Origin of the sequence: Pseudomonas sp. Z8(2022) (assembly GCF_025837155.1) — a bacterium.
Lineage (GTDB): Bacteria > Pseudomonadota > Gammaproteobacteria > Pseudomonadales > Pseudomonadaceae > Aquipseudomonas.
Genome location: NZ_CP107549.1, coordinates 640,896 through 653,283 on the forward strand (window position 1 = coordinate 640,896; position 12,388 = coordinate 653,283).

12 protein-coding genes are annotated in these 12,388 nt (G+C 58.6%); all 12 read left to right on the top strand.

The features are described from left to right. The first annotated feature begins 56 nt into the window (after positions 1 to 56). Complete coding sequence (gene rpoC / locus OEG79_RS02980; protein ID WP_264147385.1) at positions 57 to 4,256, top strand: DNA-directed RNA polymerase subunit beta'; 4,200 nt, start codon at positions 57 to 59, stop codon at positions 4,254 to 4,256. A 146-nt stretch (positions 4,257 to 4,402) separates the two neighbouring features. Beyond that, a complete protein-coding gene (rpsL, locus tag OEG79_RS02985; RefSeq protein ID WP_004373429.1) occupies positions 4,403 to 4,774 on the top strand; it encodes a 30S ribosomal protein S12 in 372 nt (123 codons plus the stop codon). 104 nt (positions 4,775 to 4,878) lie between these two features. Next, positions 4,879 to 5,349 carry a 30S ribosomal protein S7 gene (rpsG, locus tag OEG79_RS02990; protein WP_003246741.1) on the top strand — a complete coding sequence of 157 codons (471 nt, stop codon included), beginning with the start codon at positions 4,879 to 4,881 and terminating at the stop codon, positions 5,347 to 5,349. Positions 5,350 to 5,379: 30 nt separating this feature from the next. Continuing rightward, on the top strand, positions 5,380 to 7,515 hold the full coding sequence (gene fusA, locus OEG79_RS02995) for an elongation factor G (protein ID WP_264147387.1): 2,136 nt from the start codon (positions 5,380 to 5,382) through the stop codon (positions 7,513 to 7,515). A gap of 30 nt (positions 7,516 to 7,545) precedes the next feature. Next, a complete protein-coding gene (tuf, locus tag OEG79_RS03000) occupies positions 7,546 to 8,739 on the top strand; it encodes an elongation factor Tu (protein WP_104730409.1) in 1,194 nt (397 codons plus the stop codon). Positions 8,740 to 8,969: 230 nt separating this feature from the next. Continuing rightward, entirely contained in the window at positions 8,970 to 9,281 is a 312-nt protein-coding gene (gene rpsJ, locus OEG79_RS03005) for a 30S ribosomal protein S10 (protein WP_003243886.1), read from the top strand. 83 nt (positions 9,282 to 9,364) lie between these two features. Beyond that, entirely contained in the window at positions 9,365 to 9,994 is a 630-nt protein-coding gene (gene rplC / locus OEG79_RS03010) for a 50S ribosomal protein L3 (RefSeq protein ID WP_264147388.1), read from the top strand. A 14-nt stretch (positions 9,995 to 10,008) separates the two neighbouring features. Further along, positions 10,009 to 10,611 carry a 50S ribosomal protein L4 gene (rplD, locus tag OEG79_RS03015; RefSeq protein WP_003243889.1) on the top strand — a complete coding sequence of 201 codons (603 nt, stop codon included), beginning with the start codon at positions 10,009 to 10,011 and terminating at the stop codon, positions 10,609 to 10,611. Further along, a complete protein-coding gene (rplW, locus tag OEG79_RS03020; RefSeq protein WP_003243891.1) occupies positions 10,608 to 10,907 on the top strand; it encodes a 50S ribosomal protein L23 in 300 nt (99 codons plus the stop codon). Before rplD ends, rplW begins: the two co-directional genes overlap by 4 nt. 14 nt (positions 10,908 to 10,921) lie before the next feature. Next, a complete protein-coding gene (gene rplB / locus OEG79_RS03025) occupies positions 10,922 to 11,746 on the top strand; it encodes a 50S ribosomal protein L2 (protein WP_104730405.1) in 825 nt (274 codons plus the stop codon). Between the two features lie 16 nt (positions 11,747 to 11,762). Further along, positions 11,763 to 12,038 carry a 30S ribosomal protein S19 gene (rpsS, locus tag OEG79_RS03030; protein ID WP_003243896.1) on the top strand — a complete coding sequence of 92 codons (276 nt, stop codon included), beginning with the start codon at positions 11,763 to 11,765 and terminating at the stop codon, positions 12,036 to 12,038. Between the two features lie 11 nt (positions 12,039 to 12,049). Beyond that, positions 12,050 to 12,382, top strand: a complete 333-nt coding sequence (rplV, locus tag OEG79_RS03035; protein ID WP_003103908.1) for a 50S ribosomal protein L22 — start codon at positions 12,050 to 12,052, stop codon at positions 12,380 to 12,382. Positions 12,383 to 12,388: the final 6 nt, after the last annotated feature.

A 12,388-nucleotide genomic window follows, 5' to 3' on the forward strand; every position in this document is an offset into this window, starting at 1 on the left:
TGAATCGGCAGCGGGGCAAGACCAGCCCGCTGCCCGCTCCGCCAGGAGGAAAGGCCTTGAAAGACCTACTGAATTTGCTGAAAAACCAGGGTCAGATCGAAGAGTTCGACGCCATCCGTATCGGGTTGGCCTCGCCTGAGATGATCCGTTCGTGGTCGTTCGGTGAAGTTAAAAAGCCGGAAACCATCAACTACCGTACCTTCAAGCCTGAGCGCGATGGTCTGTTCTGCGCCAAGATCTTTGGCCCGGTAAAGGACTACGAGTGCCTGTGCGGCAAGTACAAGCGCCTCAAGCACCGTGGCGTGATCTGCGAGAAGTGCGGCGTTGAAGTCGCCCTGGCCAAGGTTCGTCGTGAGCGCATGGCGCACATCGAACTGGCTTCGCCGGTCGCCCACATCTGGTTCCTGAAGTCCCTGCCGAGCCGTATCGGCCTGCTGATGGACATGACCCTGCGTGACATCGAGCGCGTGCTCTATTTCGAGAGCTACGTGGTGATCGACCCGGGCATGACCACCCTGGAAAAGGGTCAGCTGCTGAACGACGAGCAGTACTTCGAAGCCCTCGAAGAGTTCGGTGACGATTTCGACGCGCGCATGGGCGCCGAAGCCGTTCGCGAGCTGCTGCACGCCATCGACCTGGATCACGAGATCGGCCGCCTGCGCGAAGAGATTCCGCAGACCAACTCCGAGACCAAGATCAAGAAGCTGTCCAAGCGCCTGAAGCTGATGGAAGCCTTCAAGGATTCCGGCAACCTGCCCGAGTGGATGGTGCTGACCGTTCTGCCGGTTCTGCCACCGGACCTGCGTCCGCTGGTTCCGCTGGACGGTGGCCGTTTCGCGACTTCGGATCTCAACGATCTGTATCGCCGCGTGATCAACCGTAACAACCGCCTCAAGCGCCTGCTGGATCTGTCGGCGCCGGACATCATCGTGCGCAACGAAAAGCGCATGCTGCAGGAAGCGGTCGACGCCCTGCTGGACAACGGCCGTCGCGGTCGCGCCATCACCGGCTCGAACAAGCGTCCGCTGAAGTCCCTGGCCGACATGATCAAGGGTAAGCAAGGTCGCTTCCGTCAGAACCTGCTCGGCAAGCGCGTGGACTACTCCGGTCGTTCGGTCATTACCGTAGGCCCGACCCTGCGTCTGCACCAGTGCGGTCTGCCGAAGAAGATGGCCCTCGAGCTGTTCAAGCCCTTCATCTTCGGCAAGCTGGAAATGCGTGGTCTGGCGACCACCATCAAGGCCGCCAAGAAGATGGTCGAGCGCGAACTGCCGGAGGTCTGGGACGTTCTCGCTGAAGTGATCCGCGAACACCCCGTGCTGCTCAACCGTGCGCCGACCCTGCACCGTCTGGGTATCCAGGCGTTCGAGCCGGTACTGATCGAAGGTAAAGCCATCCAGCTGCACCCGCTGGTGTGCGCCGCGTACAACGCCGACTTCGACGGTGACCAGATGGCCGTTCACGTGCCACTGACCCTGGAAGCCCAGCTCGAAGCGCGCGCGCTGATGATGTCGACCAACAACATCCTCTCGCCGGCCAACGGCGAGCCGATCATCGTGCCGTCGCAGGACGTGGTACTGGGTCTGTACTACATGACCCGTGAAGCGGTGAACGCCAAGGGTGAAGGTCGCGTATTCGCCGACCTGCAGGAAGTCGACCGCGTATTCCGCGCCGGCGAAGCGTCCCTGCACGCCCGCGTGAAAGTGCGTATCAACGAAACTATCAAAGAGAAAGATGGTTCGATCACCCATAACACCCGCATCGTCGACACCACCGTCGGTCGTGCGCTGCTGTTCCAGGTTGTGCCGGCCGGTCTGCCGTACGACGTGGTCAACCAGCCGATGAAGAAGAAGGCGATCTCCAAGCTGATCAACAAGTGCTACCGCACTGTGGGTCTGAAGGACACCGTGATCTTCGCTGACCAGCTGATGTATACCGGTTTCGCCTACTCGACCATCTCCGGTGTGTCGATCGGCGTGAACGACTTCGTCATTCCGGAAGAGAAGGCGCGCATCATCAATGCCGCTACCGAGGAAGTGAAGGAGATCGAATCGCAGTACGCCTCCGGCCTGGTAACCCAGGGCGAGAAGTACAACAAGGTGATCGACCTCTGGTCCAAGGCCAACGACGAAGTGTCCAAGGCGATGATGGCCAACCTCTCGAAAGAGCCGGTTGTCGATCGCGAAGGCAAGACCGTCGAGCAGGAGTCGTTCAACTCCATGTACATGATGGCGGACTCCGGTGCTCGTGGTAGCGCCGCCCAGATCCGTCAGCTGGCCGGTATGCGTGGTCTGATGGCCAAGCCGGACGGCTCCATCATCGAAACGCCGATCACCGCGAACTTCCGCGAAGGCTTGTCGGTTCTGCAGTACTTCATCTCCACCCACGGTGCTCGTAAAGGTCTGGCGGATACCGCACTGAAGACCGCGAACTCCGGTTACCTGACCCGTCGTCTGGTTGACGTGGCTCAGGACCTGGTGGTGACCGAGATCGACTGCGGCACCGAGCAGGGCCTGGTCATGACCCCGCACATCGAAGGCGGCGACGTGGTCGAGCCGCTGGGTGAGCGCGTGCTGGGCCGTGTCATTGCCAAGGACGTGTTCAAGCCTGGTACCGAGGAGGTCATCGTTCCGGCCGGCACCCTGATCGACGAGAAGTGGGTCGAGTTCATCGAGCTCAACAGCATCGACGAAGTGGTCGTGCGTTCGCCGATCACCTGCGAAACCCGCTATGGCATCTGCGCCAAGTGCTACGGCCGCGACCTGGCTCGTGGTCACCGCGTCAACATCGGTGAGGCGGTCGGTGTCATCGCTGCGCAGTCCATCGGTGAGCCGGGTACCCAGCTGACCATGCGTACCTTCCACATCGGTGGTGCTGCCAGCCGTACTTCGGCTGCCGACAGCGTCCAGGTGAAGAACGGTGGTGCGATCCGTCTGCACAACCTGAAGTACGTCGAGCGTGTCGATGGCAACCTGGTAGCGGTTTCCCGTTCCGGCGAGCTGGCTGTGGCTGACGAGTTCGGTCGTGAGCGTGAGCGCTACAAGCTGCCGTACGGTGCCGTGATCTCGGTGAAGGAAGGTGACAAGGTCGACGCTGGCGCCATCGTCGCCAAGTGGGACCCGCACACCCACCCGATCGTGACCGAAATGAAGGGTATCGTGACCTTCGTCGGCATGGAGGAGGGCATCACCATCAAGCGTCAGACCGACGAACTGACCGGTTTGACCAACATCGAGGTTCTCGATCCGAAGGATCGTCCGGCTGCTGGTAAGGACATTCGTCCGGCCATCAAGATGGTCGACGCCAACGGCAAGGAACTGCTGCTGCCGGGTACCGACGTTCCCGCCCAGTACTTCCTGCCTGCCAACGCCCTGGTCGGCGTGGCAGACGGTGCGCAGATCGCGGTCGGTGACGTTATCGCCCGTATCCCGCAGGAAACCTCGAAGACCCGCGACATCACCGGTGGTCTGCCGCGCGTTGCCGACCTGTTCGAAGCCCGTCGTCCGAAGGAAGCTTCGATCCTGGCGGAAATCAGCGGCACCATTTCGTTCGGTAAAGAGACCAAGGGCAAGCGCCGTCTGGTCATCACCCCGACCGATGGCAGCGATCCGTACGAGGAGCTGATTCCGAAGTGGCGTCACCTGAACGTCTTCGAAGGCGAACAAGTGAACCGCGGCGAAGTGATCTCCGACGGCCCGAGCGATCCGCACGACATCCTGCGTCTGCTGGGTGTCAGCGCGCTGGCCAAGTACATCGTCAACGAGATCCAGGACGTTTACCGTCTGCAAGGCGTGAAGATCAACGACAAGCACATCGAGACCATCCTGCGTCAGATGCTGCGCAAGGTTGAGATCACCGAAGCTGGCGACTCGTCCTTCATCAAGGGCGACCAGATGGAGCTCACCCAGGTGCTGGGCGAGAACGAGCGTCTGGCCGAAGAGGACAAGTTCGTCGCCAAGTACACCCGCGTACTGCTGGGTATCACCAAGGCGTCGCTGTCCACCGAGTCCTTCATCTCGGCAGCGTCCTTCCAGGAAACCACCCGCGTCCTCACCGAGGCGGCGGTTACTGGTAAGCGCGACTACCTGCGTGGTCTGAAAGAGAACGTGGTCGTGGGTCGTCTGATCCCGGCCGGTACCGGTCTGGCCTATCACAGCGAGCGCAAGCGCAAGCGTGATGCCGACAAGCCGGTACGTGTCAGCGCCAGTGAAGTGGAAGCCGCACTGACCGAAGCGCTGAACTCCAGCGGCAATTGAGTCGAAGCCCTGCTGGTTCGCTAGCGGGGCTTTGCCTTGACTGGGGACGTGAGTCTCTTTAGACTCATGCACCCCTAAATTTGGCAGGGCGTTCGGCTCTGCCATCTTTATTTGTGAGCGTCGAAAGACAACAGTGGAGCTAGTAGATGGCAACTATCAACCAGCTGGTACGTCAGCCGCGTAAGCGTATCGTCGAGAAATCCGACGTGCCTGCGCTGCAGAACTGCCCGCAGCGTCGTGGCGTGTGCACCCGTGTGTACACCACTACGCCGAAAAAACCTAACTCGGCACTGCGTAAAGTGTGCCGCGTGCGTCTGACCAACGGCTACGAAGTTTCTTCGTACATCGGCGGTGAAGGCCACAACCTGCAAGAGCACAGCGTCGTGCTGATCCGTGGCGGTCGTGTAAAAGACCTTCCGGGTGTGCGCTACCACACCGTGCGTGGTTCGCTGGATACCTCCGGCGTCAAAGACCGCAAGCAGGGTCGTTCCAAATACGGTACCAAGCGTCCGAAATAAGGCCGCTTGATCCTTTCTATTTAGTTGAGTCGATAAGAGTAAGGTCGGGCGCGGTGTTTACCGTCAGTCCCGGGCTAACCTGAAGACCGTTTGAGGGCTTATCAATGCCAAGACGTCGTGTAGCAGCAAAGCGTGAGATCCTGGACGATCCGAAATACGGAAGCCAGATCCTCGCCAAATTCATGAACCACGTGATGGAAAGCGGCAAGAAGGCCGTGGCCGAGCGCATCGTTTACGGTGCTCTGGACACTGTCAAGGCGCGCAAGAACAGCGATCCCCTGGAGATCTTCGAGAAAGCTCTCGACGCCATCGCTCCGCTGGTCGAAGTCAAGTCCCGCCGTGTAGGCGGTGCTACCTACCAGGTTCCGGTCGAAGTTCGTCCGTCCCGTCGTAATGCTCTGGCCATGCGCTGGCTGGTGGACTACGCGCGCAAGCGTGGCGAGAAGTCCATGGCTCTGCGTCTGGCTGGTGAGCTGCTGGATGCTGCTGAAGGCAAAGGTGCTGCGGTCAAGAAGCGTGAAGACGTTCACCGTATGGCTGAAGCCAACAAGGCTTTCTCGCACTACCGCTTCTAATCTCAGCGACACTAACTTTGCGAGGGCTTTATGGCTCGTACTACACCGATCAATCTCTACCGTAACATCGGTATTTGTGCACACGTGGATGCGGGTAAAACCACTACCACAGAGCGCGTGTTGTTCTATACCGGTGTAAACCACAAGATGGGTGAGACCCACGATGGCGCTTCGACCACCGACTGGATGGTTCAGGAGCAAGAGCGTGGTATTACCATCACTTCCGCTGCGGTAACCGCCTTCTGGGCTGGTTCGCAGAAGCAGTACAAGAATCACCGTGTAAATGTTATCGATACCCCCGGTCACGTTGACTTCACTATTGAAGTAGAGCGCTCGCTGCGCGTGCTCGATGGTGCTGTCGTTGTGTTCTGCGGTACCTCGGGCGTTGAGCCGCAGTCCGAAACCGTATGGCGTCAAGCCAACAAGTACGGTGTCCCGCGTATCGTCTACGTGAACAAGATGGACCGTCAGGGTGCCAACTTCCTGCGCGTTGTCGAGCAGATCAAGAAGCGCCTGGGTCACACCCCGGTTCCGCTTCAGTTGCAAATCGGTTCTGAAGAGAACTTCGTGGGTCAGGTTGACCTGCTGCGCATGAAGGCCATCTACTGGAACGAAGATGACAAGGGTATGACCTTCCGTGAGGAAGAGATCCCTGCTGAGCTGCAGGCTCAGGCTGAAGAGTACCGCTCGAACATGGTTGAAGCTGCCGCTGAGGCCAACGAAGAGCTGATGAACAAGTACCTGGAAGAGGGCGACCTCTCCCTCGAAGAGATCAAGGCCGGTCTGCGTCAGCGCACCATCGCCTGTGAAATCGTTCCGGCCGTACTGGGTTCCTCCTTCAAGAACAAGGGCGTGCCTCTGGTTCTCGATGCGGTTATCGACTTCCTGCCGGCTCCAACCGACATCCCGGCGATTCAGGGTATCCATCCTGATCACCTGGAGCAGGGCGATGATGCGCCGAAAGACGAGCGTCAGGCTTCTGACGATGCTCCGTTCGCGGCGCTGGCGTTCAAGATCGCTACCGACCCCTTCGTTGGTACTCTGACCTTTACCCGTGTTTATTCCGGTGTTCTCGCTTCCGGCGACTCCGTGATCAACTCGGTCAAGGGCAAGAAGGAGCGCGTTGGTCGTATGGTGCAGATGCACGCCAACCAGCGTGAAGAGATCAAGGAAGTGCGCGCGGGCGACATCGCTGCTCTGATTGGCATGAAGGATGTCACCACCGGTGACACCCTGTGCGATCTGGACAAGCAGATCATCCTCGAGCGTATGGACTTCCCGGAGCCGGTTATCTCGGTTGCTGTCGAGCCGAAAACCAAGGCTGACCAGGAGAAGATGGGTATCGCCCTGGGTCGTCTGGCTCAGGAAGACCCGTCGTTCCGCGTCAAGACTGACGAAGAAACCGGTCAGACCATCATCTCCGGTATGGGTGAGTTGCACCTGGACATCCTCGTTGACCGCATGAAACGCGAGTTCAACGTCGAAGCTAACATCGGTAAGCCGCAGGTTTCCTACCGTGAAACCATCACCAAGGACAATGTCGAGATCGAAGGCAAGTTCGTTCGTCAGTCCGGTGGTCGCGGTCAGTTCGGTCACTGCTGGATCCGTTTCTCGGCTCCGGACGTGGACGACAAGGGCAACATCACCGAAGGTCTGGTGTTCACCAACGAAGTTGTAGGTGGTGTGGTTCCGAAGGAATACATCCCGGCGATCCAGAAGGGTATCGAAGAGCAGATGAAGAACGGCGTTGTTGCCGGCTATCCGCTGATCGGCCTGAAGGCTACCGTGTTTGATGGTTCCTACCACGACGTCGACTCCAACGAGATGGCGTTCAAGATCGCTGCCTCCATGGCGACCAAGCAGCTGGCCCAGAAGGGCGGTGGCAAGGTGCTCGAGCCGATCATGAAGGTGGAAGTGGTAACTCCTGAGGACTACATGGGTGACGTGATGGGTGACCTGAACCGTCGTCGTGGTCTGATCCAGGGTATGGAAGATTCGGTATCCGGTAAGGTAATCCGTGCCGAAGTTCCGCTGGGCGAGATGTTTGGTTACGCTACCGACGTTCGTTCCATGTCCCAGGGTCGCGCCAGCTACTCCATGGAATTCTCCAAGTACGCAGAAGCTCCGTCGAACATCGTCGAAGCACTGGTTAAAAAACAAGGCTAATCCCGCCCTTTAAGTAAGAGGTTTACTGTCGTGGCTAAGGAAAAATTCGAACGTAACAAACCGCACGTCAACGTTGGCACCATCGGTCACGTTGACCACGGTAAAACCACTCTGACCGCTGCTCTGACCCGCGTCTGCTCCGAAGTTTTCGGTTCGGCCAAGGTTGACTTCGACAAGATCGACAGCGCTCCGGAAGAAAAAGCTCGTGGTATCACCATCAACACCGCGCACGTAGAGTACGACTCCAATATTCGTCACTACGCGCACGTTGACTGCCCGGGCCACGCCGACTACGTGAAGAACATGATCACCGGTGCTGCCCAGATGGACGGCGCGATCCTGGTCTGCTCGGCTGCCGACGGCCCCATGCCGCAAACCCGTGAGCACATCCTGCTGTCCCGTCAGGTAGGCGTACCGTACATCGTTGTCTTCCTGAACAAGGCTGACATGGTTGACGACGCTGAGCTGCTGGAACTGGTCGAGATGGAAGTTCGCGACCTGCTGAGCACCTACGACTTCCCGGGTGACGACACTCCGATCATCATCGGCTCCGCGCTGATGGCTCTGAACGGCGAAGACACCAACGAGCTGGGCACTTCTGCTGTCAAGAAGCTGGTCGAGACTCTGGATACCTACATTCCGGAGCCGGTTCGTGCCATCGACAAGCCGTTCCTGATGCCGATCGAAGACGTGTTCTCGATCTCCGGCCGCGGTACTGTAGTGACCGGTCGTGTTGAGCGCGGTATCGTCAAGGTCCAGGAAGAAATCGAAATCGTTGGTCTGCGTCCGACCACCAAAACCACCTGCACCGGCGTTGAGATGTTCCGCAAGCTGCTGGATGAAGGTCGTGCTGGTGAGAACTGCGGCGTGCTGCTGCGCGGCACCAAGCGTGATGAAGTCGAGCGTGGTCAGGTTCTGGCCAAGCCGGGCACCATCAAGCCGCACACCAAGTTCGAAGCAGAAGTGTACGTATTGTCCAAGGAAGAAGGTGGTCGTCACACCCCGTTCTTCAAGGGCTACCGTCCGCAGTTCTACTTCCGTACCACTGACGTAACCGGTTCGTGCGAACTGCCGGAAGGCGTTGAGATGGTAATGCCGGGCGACAACATCAAGATGGTTGTCACCCTGATCAAGCCGATCGCCATGGAAGACGGCCTGCGCTTCGCAATTCGCGAAGGCGGTCGTACCGTTGGTGCCGGCGTGGTTGCCAAGATCATCGAGTAATCGACGATCCGCTTGAAAGAAAAGGGCCCTTCGGGGCCCTTTTCTTTTGTCTCCGCCATCCCTGGCGGGCGACCCTTTGGGCCGTCGCGGGGCGACGTCAAAAATCACTCCCGGTGATTTTTTGAACTGGTTAAAAGTTGACACCCCCAGGGGGCATCCGTACAATTGCGCCTCCCTCGAGCGGGCGTAGTCCGTCTGTGGGGATTAGCAGTTTGGAATCTGAGGTCAAAATGCAAAACCAACAAATCCGTATTCGGTTGAAGGCTTTTGACCATCGCCTGATCGATCAATCTACCCAGGAAATCGTGGAAACCGCGAAACGTACTGGTGCTCAGGTGCGTGGTCCGATTCCTCTGCCTACTCGTAAGGAGCGGTACACCGTTCTGATTTCTCCGCACGTCAACAAGGACGCGCGCGATCAGTACGAAATCCGCACTCATAAGCGTGTTCTGGACATCGTCCAGCCGACGGATAAAACCGTTGACGCGCTGATGAAGCTCGACCTTGCGGCAGGCGTGGAAGTGCAGATCAGCCTCGGCTAAAACCTGGCGGTTTTAGTCGTGTAACGCTCTGAAATGGGCGGCCATAGCGGGTGAAAGCCCCGTACACTCATGAGGTTTACAACATGACTATTGGTGTAGTCGGTCGTAAGTGCGGCATGACCCGCATTTTCACCGAAGAAGGTGTCTCCATTCCGGTCACGGTCATTGAGATCGAGCCGAATCGCGTCACCCAGTTCAAAAACGAGGAGTCCGATGGCTACCGCGCAGTGCAGGTCACTGTCGGCGAGCGTCGTGCCTCGCGCGTCAGCAAGGCTCAGGCCGGTCACTTCGCCAAGGCGAACGTCGCGGCAGGTCGTACCGTTCTGGAGTTCCGTGTTGAAGGCGGCGAGTACCAGGCCGGCGATCTGATCAACGCTGAAATCTTCCAAGCTGGTCAACTGGTGGATGTCACCGGTCAGTCCAAAGGTAAAGGCTTTGCCGGTACCATCAAGCGTTGGAACTTCCGCGGCCAGGACAACACTCACGGTAACTCCGTTTCTCACCGTGTACCGGGTTCCATTGGTCAGTGCCAGACCCCGGGTCGTGTATTCAAGGGCAAAAAGATGTCCGGTCATCTGGGCGCTGAGCGCGTGACCGTACAGTCCCTGGAAGTCGTTCGCGTAGACGCCGAGCGTAACCTGCTGCTGGTCAAGGGTGCCGTTCCGGGCGCTACTGGCGGCGACGTTATCGTTCGTCCGGCTGTCAAGGCGTAAGGGGAGAATCTGAGATGCAATTGAATGTAAATGGCGCTCAGGCGATCGAAGTGTCCGACGCGACCTTTGGTGGCGAGTTCAACGAGACCCTGGTTCACCAAGCAGTCGTAGCCTACATGGCTGGCGGCCGTCAGGGCACCAAAGGCCAGAAGTCCCGTTCCGACGTTTCCGGTGGCGGCAAGCGCCCGTGGCGTCAGAAGGGCACCGGTCGTGCCCGTGCTGGTACCACTCGTGGTCCGATCTGGCGTGGCGGTGGTGTGACCTTCGCAGCGTCCACCCGTAATCACGACCAGAAGCTGAACAAGAAGATGTACCGCGCTGCTCTGCGCTCCATCCTTGCTGAGCTGGTTCGTACCGACCGTCTGGTAGTGGTTGAAGACTTCGCTGTCGAAGCTCCGAAAACCAAGGCTCTGCTGAGCAAGCTGAACGGCCTGGGTCTGAACGATGTGCTGATCGTATCCGATGCGGTCGATCAGAACCTGTACCTGGCTGCCCGCAACCTGCCGCACGTCGATGTACGTGACGTCCAGGGTTCCGATCCGGTCAGCCTGATCGCGTACGAAAAAGTGCTGGTCACTGTTTCGGCCGTGAAGAAATTCGAGGAGCTGCTGGGATGAACCAGGAACGCGTATTCAAAGTGCTGCTTGGCCCGCACATCTCCGAGAAGGCCACGGTTCTGGCTGACAAGCAAGGTCAGTTCGTTTTCAAAGTCGCTACCGATGCGACCAAGCTGGAAATCAAGAAGGCCGTCGAAAGCCTGTTCAACGTGAAGGTTGAGCGCGTTACTACCCAGAACGTTCTGGGCAAGAGCAAGCGCACCGCCCGCGGTCTGGGCAAGCGTAACGACTGGAAGAAGGCAGTTATCTCCCTTCAGCCGGGCCAAGATCTCGATTTCACCAGCAGTGCTGAGTAAGGAAGGGGTGCATCATGGCAATCGTTAAATGCAAACCGACTTCCGCTGGCCGCCGTTTTGTGGTCAAGGTGGTCAATCAGGAGCTGCACAAAGGCGCTCCGTACGCTCCGCTGCTCGAGAAGAAGTCGAAGTCCGGTGGTCGTAACAACAACGGTCGTATCACTACCCGTCATATCGGTGGTGGTCACAAGCAGCATTACCGTCTGGTCGACTTCCGTCGCAACGACAAAGATGGCATCCCAGCCACTGTCGAGCGCGTGGAATACGATCCGAACCGTACTGCTCACATCGCTCTGCTGAAGTATGCCGACGGTGAGCGTCGCTACATCATCGCCCCGAAAGGCGTTGTAGCTGGCGATCAGCTGGTAGCTGGCAACATGGCGCCGATCAAGCCGGGCAACAGCCTGCAGCTGCGCAACATTCCGGTTGGTTCGACCGTTCACGGTATCGAGCTGAAGCCGGGCAAAGGCGCGCAGATCGCTCGTTCCGCTGGTGCTTCCGCTCAGCTGGTCGCGCGTGAAGGTGCTTATGTGACTCTGCGTCTGCGCTCCGGCGAAATGCGCAAAGTCCTGGCTGAGTGCCGTGCGACCCTGGGTGAAGTCTCGAACTCCGAGCATAGCCTGCGTTCGCTGGGTAAGGCTGGTGCCAAGCGCTGGCGTGGCGTTCGTCCGACCGTTCGTGGTGTTGCCATGAACCCGGTTGATCACCCGCACGGTGGTGGTGAAGGTCGTACCTCCGGTGGTCGTCATCCGGTGTCGCCATGGGGCTTCCCGACCAAGGGCGCGAAGACCCGTGCTAACAAGCGCACCGACAACATGATCGTCCGTCGTCGCAAGTAAATAGAGGGATACGACAGTGCCACGTTCTCTGAAAAAAGGTCCTTTTATCGATCTTCACCTACTGAAGAAGGTCGAAGCGGCGGTGGAAAAGAACGATCGCAAGCCGGTTAAAACCTGGTCGCGTCGCTCCATGATCCTGCCGCAGATGGTCGGTCTGACCATCGCTGTGCATAACGGTCGTCAGCATGTCCCGGTTCTCGTGAACGAAGACATGGTCGGCCACAAACTGGGCGAATTTGCCGGCACTCGTACCTATCGTGGTCACGTTGCCGACAAGAAAGGCAAGCGTTAAGGGGTTTGGAAATGGAAGTAGCCGCTAAGTTGTCGGGCGCTCGCATCTCCGCCCAGAAAGCTCGCCTGGTCGCCGACCAGATCCGCGGGAAGAAGGTGGGCGAAGCGCTCAACCTGCTGGCTTTCAGCAGCAAGAAAGCCGCCGAGATCATGAAGAAAGTGCTGGAGTCGGCCGTTGCCAACGCCGAGCACAACGAAGGCGCGGACGTTGATGACCTGAAGGTCAGCACCGTTTTCGTCAACGAAGGGCGTTCGCTTAAGCGCATCATGCCGCGTGCCAAAGGCCGTGCTGATCGCATCGTCAAGCGGTCTTGCCATATCACTGTCAAGGTTGCGGACAAGTAACGGAGT